General features: G+C 55.0%; 22 protein-coding genes. 11 read left to right on the top strand and 11 right to left on the bottom strand.

Annotation, left to right across the window (positions count from 1 at the left end):
* Window positions 1-3: 3 nt before the first annotated feature.
* Together ACK3CJ_RS02845 and ACK3CJ_RS02840 are read right to left on the bottom strand one after the other, a co-directional pair.
* Window positions 4-1,260 (bottom strand): thiolase family protein, encoded by a 1,257-nt coding sequence (locus tag ACK3CJ_RS02845; RefSeq protein WP_409524890.1) that lies wholly within the window; start codon window positions 1,258-1,260, stop codon window positions 4-6.
* Entirely contained in the window at window positions 1,257-2,021 is a 765-nt protein-coding gene (locus ACK3CJ_RS02840; RefSeq protein WP_409524889.1) for a crotonase/enoyl-CoA hydratase family protein, read from the bottom strand. The genes ACK3CJ_RS02845 and ACK3CJ_RS02840 overlap by 4 nt, the downstream gene beginning before the upstream one ends.
* A 407-nt stretch (window positions 2,022-2,428) precedes the next feature.
* Between ACK3CJ_RS02840 and ACK3CJ_RS02835 the strand changes: the two genes are divergently transcribed.
* From ACK3CJ_RS02835 to ACK3CJ_RS02820, 4 genes are all read left to right on the top strand, one after another.
* Window positions 2,429-3,394 carry a C4-dicarboxylate TRAP transporter substrate-binding protein gene (locus ACK3CJ_RS02835; RefSeq protein ID WP_409524888.1) on the top strand — a complete coding sequence of 322 codons (966 nt, stop codon included), beginning with the start codon at window positions 2,429-2,431 and terminating at the stop codon, window positions 3,392-3,394.
* A 4-nt stretch (window positions 3,395-3,398) separates the two neighbouring features.
* Entirely contained in the window at window positions 3,399-3,962 is a 564-nt protein-coding gene (locus ACK3CJ_RS02830; RefSeq protein WP_409524887.1) for a TRAP transporter small permease, read from the top strand.
* A gap of 9 nt (window positions 3,963-3,971) precedes the next feature.
* The gene (locus tag ACK3CJ_RS02825; protein WP_409524886.1) at window positions 3,972-5,270 is read left to right on the top strand and encodes a TRAP transporter large permease; all 1,299 of its coding nucleotides are present in this window, start codon (window positions 3,972-3,974) and stop codon (window positions 5,268-5,270) included.
* A gap of 108 nt (window positions 5,271-5,378) precedes the next feature.
* Complete coding sequence (locus ACK3CJ_RS02820) at window positions 5,379-5,828, top strand: MarR family winged helix-turn-helix transcriptional regulator (protein WP_409524885.1); 450 nt, start codon at window positions 5,379-5,381, stop codon at window positions 5,826-5,828.
* Between the two features lie 21 nt (window positions 5,829-5,849).
* Here ACK3CJ_RS02820 and pobA read toward each other — a convergent pair whose 3' ends face one another.
* The 6 genes from pobA to ACK3CJ_RS02790 all read right to left on the bottom strand — a co-directional run bounded on the left by pobA (window position 5,850) and on the right by ACK3CJ_RS02790 (window position 11,443).
* On the bottom strand, window positions 5,850-7,055 hold the full coding sequence (pobA, locus tag ACK3CJ_RS02815; RefSeq protein ID WP_409526541.1) for a 4-hydroxybenzoate 3-monooxygenase: 1,206 nt from the start codon (window positions 7,053-7,055) through the stop codon (window positions 5,850-5,852).
* 125 nt (window positions 7,056-7,180) lie between these two features.
* Window positions 7,181-8,119, bottom strand: a complete 939-nt coding sequence (locus ACK3CJ_RS02810; protein WP_409524884.1) for a helix-turn-helix domain-containing protein — start codon at window positions 8,117-8,119, stop codon at window positions 7,181-7,183.
* Window positions 8,120-8,170: 51 nt separating this feature from the next.
* Window positions 8,171-9,010 carry a class III extradiol dioxygenase subunit beta gene (locus ACK3CJ_RS02805; protein ID WP_409524882.1) on the bottom strand — a complete coding sequence of 280 codons (840 nt, stop codon included), beginning with the start codon at window positions 9,008-9,010 and terminating at the stop codon, window positions 8,171-8,173.
* A complete protein-coding gene (ligA, locus tag ACK3CJ_RS02800) occupies window positions 9,010-9,462 on the bottom strand; it encodes a protocatechuate 4,5-dioxygenase subunit alpha (protein WP_409524881.1) in 453 nt (150 codons plus the stop codon). The genes ACK3CJ_RS02805 and ligA overlap by 1 nt, the downstream gene beginning before the upstream one ends.
* Window positions 9,462-10,403, bottom strand: a complete 942-nt coding sequence (locus ACK3CJ_RS02795; RefSeq protein ID WP_409524880.1) for an amidohydrolase family protein — start codon at window positions 10,401-10,403, stop codon at window positions 9,462-9,464. Before ACK3CJ_RS02795 ends, ligA begins: the two co-directional genes overlap by 1 nt.
* Window positions 10,404-10,417: 14 nt before the next feature.
* Window positions 10,418-11,443: an amidohydrolase family protein gene (locus ACK3CJ_RS02790; protein WP_409524878.1), complete on the bottom strand. Its 1,026-nt coding sequence runs from the start codon at window positions 11,441-11,443 to the stop codon at window positions 10,418-10,420.
* A gap of 173 nt (window positions 11,444-11,616) precedes the next feature.
* On the opposite strand from ACK3CJ_RS02790, the gene ACK3CJ_RS02785 reads away from it, so the two are divergent.
* A complete protein-coding gene (locus tag ACK3CJ_RS02785; RefSeq protein ID WP_409524877.1) occupies window positions 11,617-12,528 on the top strand; it encodes a LysR family transcriptional regulator in 912 nt (303 codons plus the stop codon).
* A 64-nt stretch (window positions 12,529-12,592) separates the two neighbouring features.
* Here ACK3CJ_RS02785 and ACK3CJ_RS02780 read toward each other — a convergent pair whose 3' ends face one another.
* Window positions 12,593-13,849 carry a LysR family transcriptional regulator gene (locus ACK3CJ_RS02780; RefSeq protein WP_409524876.1) on the bottom strand — a complete coding sequence of 419 codons (1,257 nt, stop codon included), beginning with the start codon at window positions 13,847-13,849 and terminating at the stop codon, window positions 12,593-12,595.
* Between the two features lie 172 nt (window positions 13,850-14,021).
* Between ACK3CJ_RS02780 and ACK3CJ_RS02775 the strand changes: the two genes are divergently transcribed.
* The 4 genes from ACK3CJ_RS02775 to ACK3CJ_RS02760 are packed head-to-tail and all read left to right on the top strand — an operon-like array spanning window position 14,022 to window position 17,648.
* A complete protein-coding gene (locus ACK3CJ_RS02775; protein WP_409524875.1) occupies window positions 14,022-14,693 on the top strand; it encodes a 4-carboxy-4-hydroxy-2-oxoadipate aldolase/oxaloacetate decarboxylase in 672 nt (223 codons plus the stop codon).
* The gene (locus tag ACK3CJ_RS02770; RefSeq protein WP_409524874.1) at window positions 14,686-15,768 is read left to right on the top strand and encodes a 4-oxalomesaconate tautomerase; all 1,083 of its coding nucleotides are present in this window, start codon (window positions 14,686-14,688) and stop codon (window positions 15,766-15,768) included. Before ACK3CJ_RS02775 ends, ACK3CJ_RS02770 begins: the two co-directional genes overlap by 8 nt.
* Before the next feature lie 6 nt (window positions 15,769-15,774).
* Entirely contained in the window at window positions 15,775-16,704 is a 930-nt protein-coding gene (locus tag ACK3CJ_RS02765; RefSeq protein ID WP_409524872.1) for a DUF1932 domain-containing protein, read from the top strand.
* The gene (locus ACK3CJ_RS02760) at window positions 16,701-17,648 is read left to right on the top strand and encodes a Gfo/Idh/MocA family oxidoreductase (protein WP_409524871.1); all 948 of its coding nucleotides are present in this window, start codon (window positions 16,701-16,703) and stop codon (window positions 17,646-17,648) included. The genes ACK3CJ_RS02765 and ACK3CJ_RS02760 overlap by 4 nt, the downstream gene beginning before the upstream one ends.
* On the opposite strand, the gene ACK3CJ_RS02755 is transcribed toward ACK3CJ_RS02760, so the two are convergent.
* Together ACK3CJ_RS02755 and ACK3CJ_RS02750 are read right to left on the bottom strand one after the other, a co-directional pair.
* Window positions 17,621-18,670: an aldo/keto reductase gene (locus ACK3CJ_RS02755; RefSeq protein ID WP_409524870.1), complete on the bottom strand. Its 1,050-nt coding sequence runs from the start codon at window positions 18,668-18,670 to the stop codon at window positions 17,621-17,623. The two genes, ACK3CJ_RS02760 and ACK3CJ_RS02755, sit on opposite strands and share 28 nt — an antisense overlap.
* A gap of 59 nt (window positions 18,671-18,729) precedes the next feature.
* On the bottom strand, window positions 18,730-19,416 hold the full coding sequence (locus ACK3CJ_RS02750) for a GntR family transcriptional regulator (protein WP_409524869.1): 687 nt from the start codon (window positions 19,414-19,416) through the stop codon (window positions 18,730-18,732).
* Window positions 19,417-19,620: 204 nt separating this feature from the next.
* Between ACK3CJ_RS02750 and ACK3CJ_RS02745 the strand changes: the two genes are divergently transcribed.
* Together ACK3CJ_RS02745 and ACK3CJ_RS02740 are read left to right on the top strand one after the other, a co-directional pair.
* Window positions 19,621-20,664: a Rieske 2Fe-2S domain-containing protein gene (locus tag ACK3CJ_RS02745; protein WP_409524868.1), complete on the top strand. Its 1,044-nt coding sequence runs from the start codon at window positions 19,621-19,623 to the stop codon at window positions 20,662-20,664.
* A 19-nt stretch (window positions 20,665-20,683) separates the two neighbouring features.
* Window positions 20,684-21,655, top strand: coding sequence for a PDR/VanB family oxidoreductase (locus ACK3CJ_RS02740; protein WP_409524867.1), 972 nt, complete (start codon window positions 20,684-20,686; stop codon window positions 21,653-21,655).
* Window positions 21,656-21,783: the final 128 nt, after the last annotated feature.

The following is a 21,783-nucleotide window of genomic DNA, read 5'->3' as shown; positions in this document are numbered from 1 at the left end:
CTCTCAGCCAGCGTTTTCCAGCAGCACGGCAATGCCCTGACCACCACCAGCGCAGGCAGTAGAAATACCGAACTGTTGTTGTTCGCGTTGCAGTTGGCGACCCAGTGTGTGCGTCAGCCGAATACCGGATACGGCCAATGGATGACCCATGGCTGTCGAGCCGCCCTGGCGGTTCAGGCATTCGCGATCGAGACCCAGTTCACGCTCTACCGCAATGCATTGCGCAGAGAAAGCTTCGTTCAGCTCCACCCGAGCAATATCACTCAGCGCCAGCCCTTGATGCTTCAATAGGGCGCTGATTGCGGGTGCAGGGCCAATACCCATGATTTCGGGTGGTACGCCGACCACTGAGCCCGCAACAATACGCGCCAGAGGCTTTAAGCTATGCGCCCTGACATAATCGCCGTGGGCAACCAGTACCGCACCTCCACCATCAACCACACCGGATGAGTTACCGCCGGTCTGCACGCCTCCGAAAGCGGGGCGCAGGCGATTCAATATTTCCATGGGACTCGGACGAACATGCCCATCACGGGTGAACTCGGTAGCCCTGTCGGCCAGCTTGAGGCCACGGCTGGCGTAACCGTCTAACGTCCATTCGACATTATGTACCGGCACCACTTCGTCGTCGTAATACCCTTCATCCCACGCTCGAATAGCATTGGCAAAGCTGCGCGCTGCAAATTCGTCGGCTTCCTGGCGGCTGATATCGTATTGCTGGGCCAGGTTCTCGGCCGTCTGCCCCATGTTGATGCCTGGTGCTGGATCGGTCAGAGCCTCCCAAAGGAAGTCTTTGAACTCCACCTGACCCATGCGAAAACCTGCGCGATGTGTGTAGGACGCGACCGGATTGCGTGACATGGATTCGCCTGCCGCACACAGCACCACTTTGGCTTTGCCCAGAGTAATCTGATCGGCCGCAGTTAAGATGGCTTCAAAGCCTGTGCCGCACAGGCGGTGGACGAGCAGCGCAGGGCGGGATTGCGGTACGCCGGAGTACAAGCCGATATGGCGTGGCAACATGTAGGCGTCGAAGCTGGTTTGTGCCACGCAACCTGCGACGATGGCGTCTACGTCAGCAGCAGGAATACCAGTAGCATCAAACAGCGCGCGCGCAGCGTAAATACCCAGATCAGTTGGGGATACATCACGCAGCACACCGCTCAGATCGGCAAAGGGGGTGCGACGGCCATCGACTAACCAGATGTCATCGTACTGGCCAATCTGAGCATGTTGTTCAGCGTCGGAAAAACGGTTCATGACGATTTCTTCCTATTCAAAAATTCACCGATACGAGCCTGTACTTCGGGACTGGTCTGGGTCATGCCCGCTACCAGCGATTCGGTATAGAGGCCATCGTCGCCGCTCATGTATTCCAGGCGACCCAGCGCGGTCACCATGGCCCAATTAGACAACTGCGTGTTCTGTGCAATGGTCCTGGCCAGCTCCAGAGCCTTGGTTTCGGCTTCACCCGCTGGAACAATGTAATGAGCCAGCGCCAGGCGTTCGCCCTCTTCTGCCGACAGTGTGCGCCCTGTCAACATCATGTCGGCCATACGTGCTGAGCCGATAAGACGGGCAATGCGTACCGAGCCACCACCGCCCACAAAAATACCGTGCCGACCTTCAGGGAGGCGGAAATAGGTATTGGATTCGGCAACGCGCACATGTGTACTGGCTGCCAGCTCAAGCCCGCCACCAATCACCGCACCCTTTAGCGCTGCAACTACGGGCAGGCCACAGTTCTGAATTTTACCGAATACGCGGTGCCACATACGGGAGTGTTGCACCACGCCGTAAGGGTCACGCGCCTGATGCTCGGCAAGGTCGAGTCCTGCGCAAAAGTTGTCACCGTTGCCGCTCAACACCACCACGCGGACACTGCCCGGCAATGGGTCGAACAACTTCTCCAGGTCCAGCAGCAACTGGTCGTTGATAGCATTGTGCTTGACTGGACGATTGAGCCGAATATGGGCAATGCCATCCTGTTCGTGATAGGTAACTAAGCTAGAATCAGTCATGTGAGCACCTGTCGTTAACTGATGAAATACTCTGATATGCTTAACATATGGAATATTGTTGTGATATCAAACAATCTAAACCACTAACATAATCGACGTCAAACAATATAATTGTAAAAACAGTTATATTTTATAATTGTTGCAAAACAAAACAATCTATGTATGAATGTAGGTATGGACAACGACCTCCAGAACAGTCGAACAATAAATCTAATAATGAGGACCGTACGATGTCTAAACGTACCTTAAGCAAGGGGCGGCTAATAGGCCTGCTGGCAGGAGTAACAGCCCTCGCTGTACTTAGCCATACCGCGTTCGCCCAACAACTTCGGCTGACACCAGGCACCCCACCCGCACACCCAGGGCACACGCCGTTATACACAGTATTCCAGGAACAACTACCACTGTTGAGTGACGGTCGACTGACTGGGCGTATTCTGGGTACGGAAGTGGCTAATCTGGGCAATATGCGTACGGCGGTTCGCTCCGGTTTATCGGACGCAGGCATGTTTCTGCCTGCGTATTTCCCGTCTGACCTACCCAACATCAACCTGGTGGGTGACTTGTCATTCCTGGGTACAAACTCGCAAGCCATGGGCGCGGCGATGACCGAGTACATTGTTAACTGCGCTGACTGCCAGGCTGAATTGAAACGCCTCGGCGTGGTTTACACGACCTCACACGCTTCAGACTCCTATCAAATTCTGACCACCAAGCCGATTCGTAACGCCGAAGACTTACGTGGTTTACGCCTGCGAGTTGGTGGACCACACCATGCACGCTGGGCGGAAGCCATGGGTGCAGTGGGCGCAAACGTGTCTGTGGGTGAAACCTTTGAAGCCATTTCGCAAGGCGTGCTGGATGGCACCATTGCCTCTACGGCAGACATGATCTCCTTCCGCCTGGATGATGTAATAACCCACATCAGCACGCTGCGTTTGGGCACCTATCATTCGACCATCTCACACGCGATTGGAAATAATACGTGGAAGCGTTTGTCAGCGGATGATCGCAGGGCCATCGCCGAGGCATCTTCTGTCGCCAGTGCGATGTCCACACAGCGCTGGGCGCACGAAATGGCCTCTGCTGCGGAAGCCGATGCTCGCACTAAAGGCGTGGAGTTCATTGAGCCAAGCGACGCTCTGGTCGCTGCGTCAGAAGCATTCAAGGAGCAAGATTTAGCGAGCATCGTTGATCGTGCCGAAGGTCGTGATGGCCTGACCAACGTCGCCGATAAAATCGCGGAATTCGAACGCTTGGTAGATAAGTGGACAGCCATAGCGGAATCGGTCGATAACGATCCTGAAATGATGGCAGAGCAGATCAAGCAGGAAGTCTGGGCTAACGTCGACTTCACACGTTACGGGTTATAGTGCCTTGGGCGAACCTGACCGTTTAGGCTCGCCCTTTTTTATTTTTGATCACGAGGTGAACATGAACACCTTACTGCGTTTGTCCGATCGACTGACCATGGTGCTGGCTTTGCTCGGAACGCTCGGCATCGTTGCCATGATGCTGCACGTCACCCTGGACGTGGTATTACGTTCGACTATAGATGTATCGATGCCCGCCACTCTGGAACTGGTAACACGTTATTACATGGTGCTATTGGCGTTGTTGCCTTTGGGCTGGGTGGAACGTCAACGCCAGATGATAGCAGTGGAGATCTTCTCTGATCTGCTCAGTCCGCGGGGTCGCCGCTGGAATGATGCCTTGGTAACGCTGTTGTCTTTGGCCGTTTATGTCGTATTCGCCATAGCGACGTGGGAAAAAGCGCTCGAGCAATATGAAGTGGGCGCTTATGTCATGTCATTGGATACACGAATTCCGGTGTGGCCATCCTATTTTGTGTTGCCGGTCTCTTTTGCGTTAGCCGCTTACGTATGTCTGATACGTGGTGTGCAGTCCATGTTACCGCTCTCTGAAACAGCGGCGAATTGAGGTTTTATCATGGCGGTTGAAGTTGGCTTTTATGGTCTGATTGTCTTGTTGGTGTTGTTGGCGCTACGCGTGCCGGTGGCACTGTCGCTGATGGCTGTATCCCTGGGTGGCGTGACCTATATGCTGGACTGGAGCATTGCGTTCAGTCTGCTGGCGTCGACACCTTACGAATTTGTAGCGAAATGGACCCTCAGCGCCGTGCCCATGTTCCTTCTAATGGGCTTTGTGAGTTTTCATACCGGCCTGACGGCGGGCTTGTTCAATGCTGCCAAGGTGGTGTTTCGGTGGCTACCCGGAGGCTTGGCTATCTCCAGTATTTTTGCCAGTTCGGGCTTCGCGGCGGTCAGCGGTTCCAGTGTCGCCTGTGCCGCAGCCATGGGGCGCATCGCCATCCCTGAAATGGTTCGCAGCGGTTATAAGCCCAGTTTTGCCTGTGGTACCATCGCCGCTGGCGGCACAATTGGTGCATTGATTCCGCCCAGCATTCTGATGATTGTCTACGGTGTATTCGCCCAGGTTTCCATTACGCAGGTGTTTCTGGGTGGTATCTCCATTGGTTTGCTGACGGCCTTGAGCTACGCTTTGATCATTTTTCTGGTCAGTTGGTTTCGGCCCGACATCGCTCCTCGCCATTCCGAGCATAGTGAAGGCTATACCGCCCGCCAGGCGGTGCTGGAGATCTGGCCTATCCTGGTACTGGGTCTGTTGGTGTTCGGCGGCATGTTCAGTGGCTTCTTTACCGCCACCGAAGCCGGTGCCGTGGGCGCGGCCGGCGCATTGGTCATCTCCCTGCTGACCGGAAAACTCAGTTGGCCCATTCTGAAAACCTCTTTGCTGGAAACACTGGCCACCACCAGCGGCTTATTGATCATTGGCGTGGGAGCATCGATGTTTACGGTGTTTCTAAGCCTGAGCGGTATGGCAGGGTTCATCTCACAAGCCGTTTCAGGATGGGGCCCCACCTACCTGGAATTGATGCTGGTCGTTGTGTTGATCTATCTGTTCCTGGGCCTGTTTATGGAGCCTTTTGGCGCCATGCTGATCACCCTGCCAATCTTTCTGCCGGTATTTGAGCTGTACGATGTCAGTCTGATCTGGTTTGGCGTGTTACTGGTCAAGCTATTGGAGATTGGTATGATCACCCCACCGGTGGGCATGAATATTTTCGTCATCCGGGGAGTTGCCAGCCAATATGCGTCGCTTGTGGATATTTTCAAGGGCGTAGCAATCTTCTTGATTGCAGACTTGCTGGTGGTTGCTCTGGTGATCTTTTACCCAGACATCGTTATGCTGCTGGTTCGTGATTGAATGAACCGTGATTGAATTGACCACCAAGTACCGAATCAGGGGGCGGGGTGTTATCATGCCCCGCGAACCAAGGTGCACACTGATCAATAGGAAGAGTCAGGAAATCGGATGACACAGAATAGTAATGATATCGACTACTCTATGCTGAACTCATTAGTGGGGTATCGATTGCGCCGAGCACAGCTCGCCTATTTCGAGAATTTCAACACCACCTGTACGGAGCAAGGTGTAACGCCTGGCCTGTTTGGGATATTGGCGATCGTATTGAACAACCCCGGGCTGACGCAAACCGCCGTCGCTCAGGCGATCCACACTGACCGCTCAGCCATGGTGGCAGCGGTGGATAAGCTGGAAAACCTGGGTTTGATGGAGCGTCGACCGTCAGAAAATGACCGGCGCTCCTATGCGCTGTACCTCACCGGTGAAGGCGAGCGTTTCACCAAATCGCTGCATCAAAAAGTGCTGGTGCATGAGTCTCATTTTGAACAGGTGATGAAGCCCGGCGAGAAAGAGCAGATGCTGGGCTTGTTGATGCGAATCATTGATCTCGGCAGTTGATATAGCGCTACTGATATAGCGCTACGCCAACTCTTCGTAAGGCAAGCCGACATACTGTTCAGCTATCACCCGCTGCCCTGCTTCAGAGGTAAGGTAATAGTGAAGTTCCGAATCCATAAAGCGCTGTTGCGTGTCACGATCGGTGCCGTCTTTGGCCACACCTTCATCGAAGTTGTGCATCATATTGGTCATCCACCACGAGAAGCGTTCGCCATTCCAGACGCGGCGCAAGCAGATCGGTGAATACTGTGCAATAGCGCTGCGATCCCCTTCCTTGAACACCCGCGTCAACACTTTATAGAGCGTCGCCACATCTGACGCAGCCAGGTTCAGTCCTTTGGCACCTGTGGGTGGCACAATGTGTGCGGCATCCCCGACTAAAAACAGATTACCGTACTGCATGGGCTCACACACAAATGAGCGCAAGGGTGCAATGCTCTTCTCAATGCTGGGCCCAGTCACCAAGCCTTCTGCCACATCAGCGGGCAAGCGCTTTTTCAGCTCAGCCCAGAAGGCATCGTCTGACCATTCTTCTAACTTATCGGTCAGTGGCACTTGCAAATAGTAGCGTGAGCGCGTGGACGAACGCTGACTGGCCAGGGCAAATCCACGATCCGTTTTGGCGTATATCAGCTCTTCATTACACGGCGGTGTGTCGGATAACAGGCCCAACCAGCCGAAGGGGTATACCCGCTCAAACTCTTTGCGCGAGTCATCAGGGATAGTCTTGCGCGATACCCCATGGAAGCCATCACAGCCGGCGATAAACTGGCACTCCAGGCGGTGAGGCTCGCCGTCTTTGATAAAGGTGACGTAGGGCGAATCGGTTTTGACGTCATGCAACTCAGTGTTTTCGGCTTCGTACAGAGTGGCTAAACCCGCTGCTTCACGTGCTGCCATCAGATCACGCGTGATTTCAGTCTGGCCGTAGCACATCACAGAGGAGCCGTCGGCATACTTTTTCAAGTCAATACGGAAACGTTCATCGTTGATGCTGAGCTCAACCCCATCGTGAACATGACCCTCTTGCATCATGCGCTCGGCCACGCCAGCTTCGTGCAGCAGACCTACCAGTCCCTGCTCAAGAATACCTGCGCGAATACGGCCTAATACGTAGTCACCGTTGACACGTTCAACGATGATGTTGTCGATACCCTGCTTATGCAACAGTTGGCCCAGCAACAAGCCCGAAGGACCGCCGCCAATAATGGCGACTTGAGTTTTGATGGTCTTCACAGCACTAACCTCATTATTGTTATATCAGTGAGATAAGTGTGCGGATTTCAGCGCTGGTATTTAATGCAGTTACTGATCAAGTTTCTGTACTTTTCGTTCAAAACGAACTTTGATGGCTAGGTGTTATCAATACCGTCATCCAGGCTTTTCATACCATCGTGTTGCTGACGATACACTTTTGGCGATACGCCTTCGGCTTGTTGAAACACCCGTGAAAAGTAAGCAGGATCGACATACCCCAGATCAAAGGCGACCTGCTCGATGGTGGCACGGGTATAAATCAACTTGCGCCGAGCTTCCAACAGCAACCGTTCCTGCAACAGCGATTTGGCATTTCTACCCAAGACAGTTTTGCACATTCTGTTCAAACGGGCGGGTGGCATGTTGAGTTCTCGAGCGTAGTCCTCAACTTTCCATTGGTTGCTGAAATGCGCTTCTATCAAGGCACGAAATTGCTGCATGTGCCGGGTTTCACGGGTACGCGTTTCGGGCGCTCGGCGCTGCGTCTCTACACAGCGACTCAGTTGCAGAAGCACAGTCTGCAACAACCATTCACAGAGTAAATGCCGCCCCGGATTAATACTGCGAAACTCTTCCAGCATCTGCTGCACATTGCTGCGCAGTTGGTGCAACACGGCAGCATTACTGGCAAAGGAGATGATTTCAGGCTGTGTAAACAAGGCATCTAAATAGGTTTTAGTGCGCTCATCCGCCAGGTCGGTCACCATCGCCTGCGCCACCGTCAATACCATGCCCTGAGTGTCTGGCGCAAAACGAAAGCCGTGTACAATCCCCGGCGGAAGGCTTATGCAACAAGCCCCCTCCAGGCGATGCTCTTGCTCGTCAACCCATGCGGTTACTGCACCCGTAAACACCATAATTAGCTGATGCAGCCGAGCGTGTCGATGCGGCTTTATAAACCACCCATTTGAACGACTACGTGTGGCAATCGGTTCAAGGTGCAGAAACTCCAGCGTATCATGATGTTCAGCTTCGCCGTAGAGCACGAACTGCGGGACATCTTGCGATTTACGTGGGTTGGGTTTTTCCGACATTCGCCTTCCCGCCGCATGGTTGAAGGAGTCATACAATTCGTGCGTTTTAGCTTATTTATTCTCGAGTATAATATGTCCCACGGCGGTATTCGAGGCGGGCACATGGTAGAAGCGATAACGCTCGTCAACCTTGTCGTTCAACGCACCACGCATGATCAACCACATCACCATCTCAATCCCTTCGGAACCCGCTTCGCGCACATAGTCGATGTGCGGCATGGCAGCCATGGCCTGTGGATCCTTGGTTAAACCATCCAAAAAGGCGGTGTCGAATTCCCGGTTGATCAAGCCCGCACGCGGCCCTTGCAGCTGGTGCGACATACCGCCCGTACCCCAGATCTGCACATTCAGATCTGCATCGAAAGAGTCCACGGCACGACGGATCGCTTTACCGAGGTTATAGCACCGATTGCCGGTTGGTGGTGGGTATTGCACCACGTTAACGGCCAGCGGAATGATCTTGCACGGCCACTCTTCGGGCTGACCGAACATCAGTGACAAGGGCACGGTCAGACCGTGATCGACGTCCATTTTGTTGACGATCGTCATGTCGAATTCGTCCAGAATCGTCGATTGCGCAATGTGCCACGCCAGCTCCGGGTGCCCTTTAACCGTTGGCACCGGGCGTGGGCCCCAGCCTTCATCGGCGGGCTGGAATTCATCGGCGCAGCCAATGGCGAACGTAGGAATCAAGTCCAACGAAAAGGCCGAGGCATGGTCGTTATAGACCAGAATGATCACATCCGGCTTTTCGTTTTTGATCCACTCTTTGGAAAACTCGTAACCGGCGAACAGCGGCTTCCAGTAGTCGTCCTGTGTTTTGCCCGAATCGAGCGCCGCACCGACGGCGGGTACGTGTGAGGTCGCAACCCCTGCGGTAATTTTAGCCATTATTCTTTCTCCGATTTACTGCGATTGCCATCTGGCGAGCGGCCACCGGCCACCATCATGGCACGATATTCCTCTTCCGTAACGCCCGTCATCAGGGACGCCAGATACTGGAAGGAATGCCCGTCTGTTGCGCCGATTTTGGCGAGGAAATAGATGTTGCCGCCGAGGGAGATCATGCGGTTATAGTCGCGATCCAATACAGCTTGCCGCTGCTCAGCGGTCATGGGGTATTGCTGCAAGTACGCGGCTTCATCGGCCAGAAAGGCTTTGCGTGCATCGGCTTTCATCAGCGACATGCAAAACTGGTTCAGATGAAACCCCATGCGCGATTGCGTGGCGTCAAATATCACCGTACCCGGAATATCTTTAAAGGCGTCGTTGTAGTTGCTCTTACTTGAGTTGCTCTTACTTGAGTTGCTCTTACTTGAGCCGCTGTTTTTGGAGTTGCTCATCACTTTACCTCTTCAGGCCAGTATAACCGCATCGGGTTATCGACCAGTAATTTTTGCTGCAATTCGGCCGTGGGCGCGATCTGCGGAATGAAGTCGACCAGCAAACCATCGTCCGGCATGTGATCTTTCAGGTTCGGGTGCGGCCAGTCCGTCCCCCACAATACGCGCTCGGGAAAACGTTCAACCAGATATCTGGCAAACGGTACCACATCCTGGTACGCCTGCTGTTCGCCGCTCAGAGCTTTAGGCCCACTGACGCTCAGGCGCTCGGGGCAGCTCACTTTCGACCAGATATTCTCATGCTCGTCCATCAAGCGCACGAAGCGCTGAAACTCTTCGCCCTCGACTGATTGGGTAACATCCGGTCGCCCCATGTGGTCCACCACAAGGGTGGTGGGCAAGGCGGTGAAGAAATCCCACAGTTCGGGCAGATCGACCGCTTCGAAATAGATCACGATATGCCAGCCCAAGGGCGCAATGCGCTGGGCGATCTCCATCAACTCCTCTTTCGGCGTGAAGTCCACCAACCGTTTGACGAAGTTAAAGCGTACTCCGCGCACACCAGCGGCGTCCAACGCCTGAAGTTCCGCATCTGAGATGTTGCGTTTTACGGTCGCAATGCCGCGCGCCATACCATTTGAATGTTCCAGCGCATCCACCATGGCGCTGTTGTCGGAGCCGTGGCAGGTAGCCTGCACCACCACATTACGCGCAAAACCCAGATGATCACGCAGGGCGAACAACTGGTCTTTCGAGGCATCGCACGGTGTATATTTGCGCTCGGGAGCAAAGGGGAATTGCTCGCCGGGGCCAAACACATGGCAATGCGCGTCTACAGCGCCCGCAGGCACCTTGAACTTGGGTTTAGCTGGGCCGTCGTACCAATTGAGCCAGCCGGGCGTGACTGCAAAACTTTTCTCAAAACACCTCTCAACACTCATGCATGACTCCTCGCTCAGCGGCCTTGTTTTTTCAGGGTGGCGTCCAAACACGGGAATACGCGTCGTGCGTTGCCTTCGTAGATCTGGTAACGCTGGTCGTCGGTCAAATCTGCGGCTTCGATGTAGCGTTTGGTGTCGTCAAAATAGTGCCCGGTTTGCGGGTCGATGCCGCGTACCGCGCCGATCATTTCTGAGGCAAACAGCACGTTCTTGGTATCGATCACATCGGTCAGCAGATCAATACCCGGCTGATGATACACGCAGGTGTCGAAGTAGATGTTGTTCATCAGGTGTTGATCCAGCATCGGCTTTTTCATCATGTCGGCCAAGCCACGGAAACGTCCCCAATGATAGGGCACCGCGCCACCGCCGTGCGGGATGACAAAGCGCAGCTCTGGGAAGTCTTTGAACAGGTCGCCTTGCAGCAACTGCATGAACGCGGTGGTGTCGGCGTTCAAATAGTGCGCGCCAGTACTGTGGAAGCAGGCGTTGCAACTGGTGCTGACGTGGATCATCGCTGGAATATCCAGTTCGACCATTTTTTCGTAAATCGGGTACCAATGGCGATCAGTCAGCGGCGGCTCTTTCCAATGCCCACCGGATGGGTCCGGATTGAGGTTGATCCCGACAAAACCATACTCATTGATGCAGCGTTCAATTTCTGGAATGCAGCTTTTTGGGTCCACACCGGGTGATTGAGGCAGCATGGCCGCGCCAATAAAACGGTCAGGGAAGAGTTGCGCTACGCGGTAGCACAGCTCGTTACAGATGGCGGCCCAGGTCGAACTGGTTTCAAAGTCACCAATATGGTGCGCCATAAAACTCGCCCGTGGGGAGAAGATGGTCATATCCAGGCCACGTTCGTTCATCAGCCTGAGCTGGTTGGTTTCAACCGACTCGCGCAGCTCGTCATCACTGATTTTCAAATCGGACGGCTTAGGTCCAGCACTCGGATTACCCAACGCGGCGACCTGTGCGTTACGCCAGTCCTCCAGCGCTTGCGGCGCGGTGGTGTAATGCCCATGACAATCGATGATCATTGCAACTCTCCTGTAGGCAGCCATGGATGCGCAAGCATCACCCGCATGCCAAATAAAGATATGGCACTATTGTTCACCTATTACAGCCACTCAGCTACGCACAATCTCCTCTATCAGCTATAACAAACTGCTATACTTCGCCGAAGATATAGAAAATTAATAGGCACTCAACGATGGACCTACGACAAATTGAATATTTTGTGCGCGTGGCAGAACTGGGCAGTTTTACCCGGGCGTCCATCGCTCTGAATATTGCTCAACCCGCGCTGAGCCGCCAGATACGCCTGCTCGAAGTCGAGTTGCGTCAACCCCTGTTGATACGTAACGGGCGTGGAGTGACCTTAACGGACGGCGGCCAGCGCCTGTTGGAACATGGACGAGGTATTCTGCATCAGGTGGAACGCACCCGCGAAGAGATGTCCATGCTGCGCGGCGGTCTGACAGGGCGCATCGTCATTGGCCTGCCTCCCAGCTTATCGAAGTCGATGGCCGTGCCTCTGGTGCGTGCGTGCAAAAAGATCATGCCGGAGGCGACCCTGGCCGTCAGTGAAGCACTGTCCAGCGCCATGGTCGATGCGTTAGTGGCCGGTCGGTTGGATATCGCTCTACTGTACAACCCCACACCATCACCCGAGATCGACCTCTCGCCTCTGGGTGAGCAGGAGCTGTTTCTGGTTACCTCGGCCGCACTGTCGACCGACCTGGCCACAGGTGATCCCATCCCCCTGGCTCGTTTGGCTGACATGCCCCTGATCACCCCCAGCCCGCACAATGCCATACGGCGCTTCATTGAAAGCGAACTGGCCAATATCAAGCGGCGGCCTGACATAGTGTTGGAGATCGACAGTATTGGTGCCATTCTGGACCTGGTGGCCGATGGTGCGGGATCAGCCGTACTGTCACGCAACGCGGTGCGCAGCCTCGGTGATCCACAGCGTTTTGCCATTCATCCCATTGTCGAACCCGACCTGCGCATCAAACTGTTTCTTGCCACCAGCACCCGACGACCGGCCACCCAGATGCAGCGCGCCATGATGACCTTGATCGAGCAGGAAGTGGCGGCGCATGTTGATAGCCCTGATTGATAGCCCTGATTGATAGTCCTAATTGAGAGCCCTGCTTGATAGCCCTGCTTAATAAACCAACAAGTTAAGTATCTGCCAAACCGGGCGCTGATCTACCACAGGAAAGCTGTTCACTCAGTGATTTAATGATCGACAAAAACAAACGCTGAGTCGGCGTCGGGTGCCAGTCACCACGTTGGGTAAGCCCGATAGGCCGACGCGTGGCTGGGAGTTCAGTATCCAACACCGCCAGTATGCCCTGCTGCTGTTCATGCTGAATCTGATGGCTGGAAATAAAAGTCAGGCGGTCACTGCCGGTCAGCAGTTCACGGATCACAACTTGTGAGCTGCACTCGACCAGTCCCTGCCTGACCTCAGGCACCTCCCGCGTGATCAACTGGTCAAACCAGGTGCGGGCGGGCGTGCTGGTTCGGGGCACTACCCAGCGGTAAGCGGCCAGGTCCGCCAGGGTCAAACCTCGGCGCCCCACCAAAGGGTGATCATTGCGACACACCACCGATAATTCAGTATCAAACAACAGATGCTGTACAACATCATTGGTCGGCAACGGGTCACGTAAGGCACCGATCAACAGATCCACTTCACCAGACAGCAGACGCTGCAGCAAGTCATCATAAGGCCCCTCAACCACGCTGATACGCGCCGCCGGGCGCAGTTCGCTGAGGCGATTAATGGCCGAGGGAAGAATATAAGTACGCGCCAAGGGCATCGATCCCACCACAATCGATGTCGAATCCATACCGGAGAAATCACTGAGCTCATCGAAACCCTGCCCTATCTCTTTCAGCGCAAGTCGCGCCAGTCGCACGAGGCGCAGTGCTCCTTTGGTCAGCGATATACCGATGCTGGTTTTCTCTACCAGCTTGACGTTCAGTTGGTCTTCCAGATCATGTACAGCCCGATACACCGCGGGTTGTGACACGCCGATAGCGCGCGCCGCACTGGAGAAAGTGGGTGCGTGCTGCAACGCCAACAGCGCCCGCAGATGCGTATTGGTCACCGCTGCTGCGGGGTCGGCCGCCGGGTGCCGTGTGGCATCCTTGCGCTCGCCTGAACGTATGGTTTCCCGTACACCCTGGCCAAGCAGATCCAGGCAGCGACCTACTCGATGATGAAACAGCTTGCCCTCTTCGGTCAGGTACAGCCCATTGTGGCGACGATGGAAAAGTCCGCAATGCAGGGCCTGCTCTAACTTGGCGATGGCTTGCGTCAAGGCAGATTGAGAGAGGTAGACGCACTCGGCCGCCGCACTGATGCTATGCAACCGAGCCACTTCGTGAAACGCCCGCAAATGCCGCAGATTGGGTGTTTTATCCGACATGACACCTCCACAGAAAAACCCCTTTATAACATAAATTAATACCTAATAAAGCAAATCTAAATAGCCTTACGCCACGGGCAAGACAATACTCGGCGCATAAGAGTTGAGGTGATTCTGAAAGCGGATTCTAAAAACGGGTTCTAAAAACGGATTCTAAAAACGGAGAGCGGTTATGAACGTCGTCGTACAACATATTGAGCGGGCCGAACAACGTATCATCGACGGGCTGGCGGTCTGCGGCGTTGCCACCGTGCATGAAGCTCAGGGCCGTAAGGGCTTGCTGGCTGATTACATGCGCCCTATCTACTCGGGTGCATCGGTTGCTGCCTCGGCGGTAACAATCTCTGCTGCCCCCTGTGACAACTGGATGGTGCACGTCGCCATCGAACAGCTGCAGTCGGGCGATATCCTGGTACTGGCACCCACCTCCCCCTCTAACTCGGGATATTTCGGCGACCTGCTGGCCACCTCGGCACAAGCGCGCGGTTGTCGTGGTTTGATCATCGATGCTGGGGTGCGTGATATCCGCGACCTGACCTCCATGCAGTTCCCAGTGTGGTCGAAAGCCATTTTCGCTCAAGGCACGGTGAAAGAAACGCTGGGCTCGGTGAATGTACCCATCATCTGTGCCGGTGAGCTGATCAACCCAGGTGACATCATTGTTGCTGACGACGACGGTGTGTGTGTGGTGCGCCGCGAAGAGGCTGCTGATGTACTCGATAAAGCACAGCGCCGTATGGCATTGGAAGAGGAAAAACGCCAGCGTCTGGCAGCCGGTGAGCTGGGCCTCGACATCTACCAGATGCGTGAGCGTTTGAAAGAACGAGGACTCAAATATGTCTGACGCAGTGCGTTGCATGTGGATGCGCGGTGGCACCTCGAAGGGCGCATTTTTCCTGGCGGAAGACCTGCCGTCCCTCCCTGCCGACCGCGATGCCTTTTTGCTCAGTGTTATGGGCTCGCCCGATGAGCGCCAGATTGATGGCATGGGCGGTGCCGACCCGCTGACATCCAAGGTGGCTGTGGTCAAGCGCTCGGAACGTCCGGGCGTGGACGTTGAGTATCTGTTTCTGCAGGTCTATGTTGATCAGGCGTTGGTCAGTGATGCACAGAACTGCGGTAATATGCTGGCGGGTGTGGCACCCTTTGCGGTGGAACGTGGCTTGGTCGCGGCTCAGGATAAGGAGACGAACGTTACAATCTATATGGAGAACACCGAGCAGATCGCTGTGGCGACGGTGCAGACTCCGAACGCAGTCGTCACCTATGAAGGTGAAGCCGATATCGACGGAGTACCCGGCATCTCCGCTCCGGTATTGATTCAGTTTCAGGACATTGCCGGCTCCAGTTGCGGCGCCTTGCTGCCCACCGGCAATGCGCGGGATCTGATTGATGGCACCTGGGTAACCTGCATTGACAACGGCATGCCGACGGTATTGTTGCGCGCACAGGATTTAGGCATCACCGGTCAGGAAGATCGTGCGACACTGGACACGCGTGATGCTTTAAAAGCCCGACTGGAGCATATTCGTCTGCAAGCCGGATACCTGATGAAGCTGGATGATGTGACCAACAAGACCGTCCCCAAGATGACTCTGATCAGCGCGCCACAAATCGGGGGTACCCTGTCGACGCGGACCTTTATTCCGCACCGCTGCCACGCATCTATTGGCGTGCTCGGTGCGGTATCCGTGGCAACGGCCTGTGCGGTCAAGGGCAGCGTAGCCGCCGATTTGTCGAGCGTACCGGAAGGGCCACGCATTACTTTGGACATTGAACATCCAATTGGCAAAACCACCGTTGTCTTGCTGCGCGATGCTCAAGGTACCACCACTGGTGCAGCGATATTGCGAACTGCGCGTAAGCTGTTTGATGGTGTGGTCTTTGCGCGCACTCATGTGCTACCACCAACAGACTGAGGTCTCATGATGCAGTCAAGCCACATAAACCGCACAAACAACACATACACCATCGCTTTTATCGGTTTTGGCGAAGCCGCCCAAGCCTTCGTCAGCAAAATGGATCGTAGCCGTGTGCAACGCGTGCGCGCCTTTGACCTGAAACTGCTGGGCGCCGAAGCAGCAACGGTGCAGACCACTTGTGCACAATATGAGGTAGAAGCCTGCGCCACGCTTGCTGAAGCTTTGTACGGAGCGGACATTGTGTGGTCTCTGGTCACGGCTGATCAAGCGCACGTGGCCGCTCACGCGGCAGCGCTTGAGCTGATGCCTGACGCATGGTTTTTCGACTGCAACTCCTGCGCGCCACACACCAAGCAGGACTCGGCAGCGCTGATCGAACAAGCCGGTGGGCGCTATGTGGACATTGCGGTGATGTCGCCCGTACTACCCGCGCGCAATCGCACACCACTGTTACTGAGCGGCCCGCATGCCGATGACGCCAGCGTGCTGCTAAATACCCTGGCCATGAACGCCAGTGTGGAGCCAGGTCCTGTCGGTACGTCATCGGCAGTAAAAATGGTGCGCAGCATTATGGTGAAGGGGTTGGAAGCCCTGTTCGCCGAATGCACCTTGGCTGGGCGACTAGCAGGAGTCGATCAACAGGTTTTTGCCTCACTCGAAGCCTCAAATCCCGGTTTTAACTGGACCGAACGCGCCGCCTATAACCTGGAACGCATGACTTTGCACGGCGAGCGTCGTGCTGCTGAGATGGAAGAGGTCTGCTCTTTTCTGAGCCATCTCGGTTTACCCGAACGCATGTCGGAAAGCACCGTACGCTGGCAGCGACGACTTGCACAGTCTGGCGTGCAGGCCAGCGCAGACGACTACACCGCACCAACCGATGCGCTGCTCAAATATTTTAATTTACCAAACGATCAGGAGATAACCCGATGAAATTATGTGTCGCTGGCGCCGCCGGTGCGTTTGGCATGAAGCACCTGGATGCTTTAAGCAAGATCGAAGATGTCGAAATTCATTCTGTGGTCGGTCACGATGCGCAGCAAATGATCGCCTTTGCAAAGGAGCGTGGCATTCCCCACGCCTACGGGGACCTGGACGAAGCTCTGCAAGACCCTGCCTTGGATGCCGTCATTCTGGCCACACCGACGCAACTGCACGCCAGCCAGGCCATGGCCTGCTTGAAAGCGGGTAAGCACGTGATGGTCGAGATCCCCATGGCCGACAACATCACTGATTCGCGCGAGCTGGTGCGGGTACAGCAGGAAACCGGTTTGGTGGCCATGGCTGGGCATACGCGACGCTTTAACCCCAGCCATCAGTGGATCCACAATAAGATTCAGGCCGGTGAATTGAAGATCCAGCAGATGGATGTACAAACCTATTTTTTCCGTCGTACCAACACCAACGCCAAGGGCGAGCCACGCAGCTGGACCGACCACTTGCTGTGGCACCACGCCTGCCATACCGTTGATCTGTTCCAGTATCAAACCGGCGAACAAGCCGACAAGCTGCAAGCCTTGCAAGGGCCGAAGCATCCTGAACTGGGCATCGCCATGGATATGAGCATTGGCATGAAGGTACCTTCAGGGGCGATCTGCACACTGTCGCTGTCGTTCAATAACGACGGCCCGTTCGGTACTTTTTTCCGTTACATCTGCGACAAGGGTACCTACATTGCCCGCTACGATGATCTGGTCGACGGCAACGAAAACCCGATCGACCTCAGCGGCGTGGCAGTATCGAACAACGGTCTTGAGCTGCAGGACCGTGAGTTTATTGCCGCCATCAGAGAAGGCCGTGAGCCGAACGCCAGTGTCGCGCAGGCATTAACGGCCATGGAGAGCCTGCATCAGTTGGAACAGTTGCTGGACGACTGACCGGAATCGCCAAACTCTTCCGTATCAATCTCCGTCTGAGTGGCCGCGTTGTAGCGTGGGCCACTGACGTTGTGCTGATTCAATGCCGCATCCAGGCGCGCCAACATCTCTGCCGACAGGTGAATCTCGTTCGCTTGCACGTTTTCAGACAGATGCTGCAAAGAGGTGGTACCGGGAATCACCACCAGCGCGGGGTCCTGATGCAGCAGCCACGCCAGCGCCAACTGAGCAGTCGTGCAACCTTGCTCGCGGGCCAAGGCCTGCACGGCGTCAACTCGCTGACAATTGGTCGCGTAGTGCTCCGCTTGAAAGCGCGGCATCTGATGACGCAGGTCGTTGGCTGGCAGACTTTCCATCTCCAGCAGCGCATCGGACAATACACCACGCCCTAAAGGACTGAATGCCACAAAAACAGTACCAAGTTCACGACAGGCATCCAACACGGCGATTTCCGGGTTGCGTGTCCACAGCGAATATTCAGTTTGCACGGCGGCAATCGGGTACTCGCGGTGGGCTTTACGTAATGTCTCGGCAGAGACTTCCGACAGACCAATCGCACCAATCTTGCCCGCTTTTTTCAAATCGGCGAGCGCCCCGACGCTCTCCTCGATAGGGACGTTTTTGTCCCACCGATGCAGGTAATACAGATCGATATGCTCGGTACCCAAACGCTGTAGCGCGTCGTCACAGGTCTGGCGGAGCACCTCTGGGCGGCCATTGACCGCACGCTTGCCATCGGGGCCTTTGAACAATCCGCACTTGCTGGCCAGAAAAAATTCGTTACGGCGCTGCATGACCGCCTTACCCAGCAGAGTTTCGTTCGCGCCGAAGCCGTACAGTGCGGCCGTATCCAGATGGTTGTACCCCAGATCCAGCGCACGGTTCAGCAAAGCGATGCCCGCCGCTTCGTCCGGTGGCACCCCATAAGCGTGAGACAGGTTCATACAACCCAGACCCACACGGTGGGTTGCAGACAGGTCAGGTGATACCGGAGATGCAGTTGCTGAACGTGTTGAAGACATTGTACTGATTCCTCTTCATAAATCGGCAGGAGCGCCAACTTGGTGCTGATATAAGTCCATTACTTAAGTGCGTCGGGTAATCCAAACAAACCGCCGTAGCGCAAACCGATATAGGCGTGCTCGCGCATCAGCATTTCGACGCGGGCGCTTTCGCCCTGCACCAAGGCCTGGAATACCATTTGATGCTGCAGGTGTGCCAGATGCAGTTTGCGGAACTCCTTATCCAAGTGATCGGTGTCGATGATGATGGAGTCGGATGATGCAAACGGAAGATGGCTGTTTCGTGCGATGGCGTCGGCAATGGCACGACTGCTGGCACCCTGCACGATGATAGCGTGAAAACGGGCGTTGATCTCGCTCCAACGTTGGACATCGTCGGCACTGGGTGGCTGTTGCGCAAATAACGCATCGCCGTCGTCCAGACACTGCTGCAAGGCTGCACGCGCCTCATCACTCAGGCCTGCCTCAGCCATACGACGCGCCGCCAGACCTTCCAGCACACCACGAATCTCCAACCCACAGATAACATCTTCGCGCGAGAACTCGCGTACCACAAAGCCTTGTTTTCCCGCTTTTTCCAGCAGCCCCTCTTGCTCCAGCGTACGAAAGGCCAGGCGAATGGGCGTGCGTGACACCCCCAGCATCTCAGCAACCTGCACTTCACCCAGTTTTTCTCCGGGCTGCAAATGACCGTCGCTGATGAGCTTGCGCAGGCTGGATACGGCGATTCGACTGACGTTACTCATGATTTTCTGGGACTTCCACGGCGATTAACAGCCGCAATTGTTGACCGCACAGCTCTCAGATGCAAGTGCCAGAATCAGAAATTTTCCAGCCCCAGCTTAAAATTGGATCCATTTATGCAATTTAACTTGACTGAAATACTATTTAATCCTATTTTTGGATCCATAATAAACAAAGCGGATAAAAGCCGCCTTCGGAGGAACCCAATGACGACTGCACAGACCTGGCCCAAAAACACCTGGTATGTCGCCTGCACGCCGGACGAGATCGCTGATAAACCACTCGGTCGTCAGATCTGCGGTGAGCGCATCGTTTTTTATCGTACACAAGGCAATAAGGCGGTCGGCATTGCCGACTTCTGCCCGCACCGTGGCGCCCCCCTTTCACTTGGTTTTGTGAATGAAGAAGGTGATCTGGTCTGCGGCTATCACGGTTTGGTGATGAACTGTGACGGCAACTGCAAGTCCATGCCGGGGCAGCGGGTCAATGCCTTCCCAGGTGTGCGCAGCTATCCGGTGGAGGAGCGTTATGGCTTTATCTGGGTGTGGAGCGGTGATGCCGAACAGGCGGATCCCAGCCTGATTCCAGAATTCAGCTGGTTTGACGACCCGGACTGGGCCTACGGTGGCGGCCTGTATCATATCAACTGCAACTACAAACTGATGATCGACAACCTGATGGACTTGACGCACGAAACCTACGTGCACTCCACCAGCATCGGTCAGCCCGAAATTGAAGACGAACCACCGGAATCCTTCCGCGACGGCGACACCATAGTCACCAGGCGCACCATGGAAAAAATTCCAGCGCCGCCATTCTGGCAAAACGCGTTGCGCTTTAACGATCTGGATCCAAATGTGCCGGTGGATCGCTGGCAGATCAGCCGATTCACCCCGCCGAGCCATATCATGATTGAAGTGGGTGTCGCGCACGCCGGTCATGGTGGCTATGACGCGCCTGCCGATAAGAAAGCATCCAGCACTGTGGTCGACTTCATCACCCCTGAAACCGAAACCTCAATCTGGTACTTCTGGGGCATGGCGCGCAACTTCAAGCCTCACGACACTGAACTGACCGACAAGATACGTGAAGGCCAGGGCCAGATTTTCGCCGAAGACCTGGAGATGCTCGAAGCGCAACAGCGTAATCTGCTGGAGAACCCGGACCGTCAACTACTCAAATTGAACATCGACGGTGGCGGCGTACTGGCGCGCCGCATGCTCGATAAAATCATTGCCGCTGAAGGCTGATGGAAATGGGAGCAGTACGATGAGTAAAACCAGCCTCAGCATGATTGTACAGGTTAAACAGAAAACCCAGGCCGCAGCGGATATCGCCTGTTTTGAGTTGGTTGACCCGCATGGGCGTGAACTGCCCGCCTTCACTGCAGGTGCACATATCGATGTGCAAACCGCTGACGAGCATCTGCGGCAATATTCTTTAAGCAATGCCTCCCGCGAGCGCCAGCGCTACCAGATCGCCGTATTGCGTGAACCACAGTCGCGTGGTGGCTCCCTCGCCATGCACGAGCAGGTGCAGGAAGGGGATTACCTGCGTATCAGTGCACCACGTAACCATTTTGCGGTGGATCACGCTGCGCAGCGTAGTGTACTTTTTGCGGGCGGGATCGGCATCACCCCCATTCTGGCCATGGCCGAAGAGTTACACGCAAAGAGGGCTGAGTTTGAACTTCACTACTCCGCCAGCACACCCGATAACGCTGCCTTTGTGGACTATTTGAAAGCCGCACCCTTTGCCGATCGCGTGGCCTTTCACTTCACTCAGGTCACCGATGGCCAACGTATTGATTTAGCCAGCATGGCTGCCAGACCTGAAACAGCAACGCACATTTATGTGTGTGGCCCCGAAGCCTTCAACGACGCGGTTATGAGTGCTTACGAATCAGCCGGCTGGCCAAAGCAGCAACTGCACACTGAGTACTTCGTCGGGGCAACAGTCGATACCAGCAGCGATGGCAGCTTTGAAGTTCAGCTGGCACGCAGTGGCCTGAGCTTTCAGATTCCACCGGATAAGAGCGTGGCGGATGTGTTGATTGATAATGACATTGATCTGCTGACATCGTGCGAACAAGGTATCTGTGGTACCTGCGTGACAAAGATTCTGGAAGGTACACCGGACCATCGTGATCGCTATCTGACCGACGGGGAACAGGCAGCGAATGATCAGTTTACACCTTGCTGTTCGCGGGCGAAGTCGAAACGGTTAGTGCTCGATCTCTGAAAAAGTTTCTGCCTCTATCTGCTGTTATTAAAAAGCGCTGCGCGTCACTCCAGTGTTTATCAGCACATGGTTTTAACAGTTTCAGCCGCTTACAGCGTAACCTTCACCATCACAAACCAGCCCCTTCG

The sequence above is a fragment of the Nitrincola salilacus genome (genome assembly GCF_046271865.1).
Taxonomy (GTDB): domain Bacteria; phylum Pseudomonadota; class Gammaproteobacteria; order Pseudomonadales; family Balneatricaceae; genus Nitrincola; species Nitrincola salilacus.
Note: the sequence above shows the minus strand (reverse complement) of the source record. Positions and strands in the feature narration are given on the sequence as shown.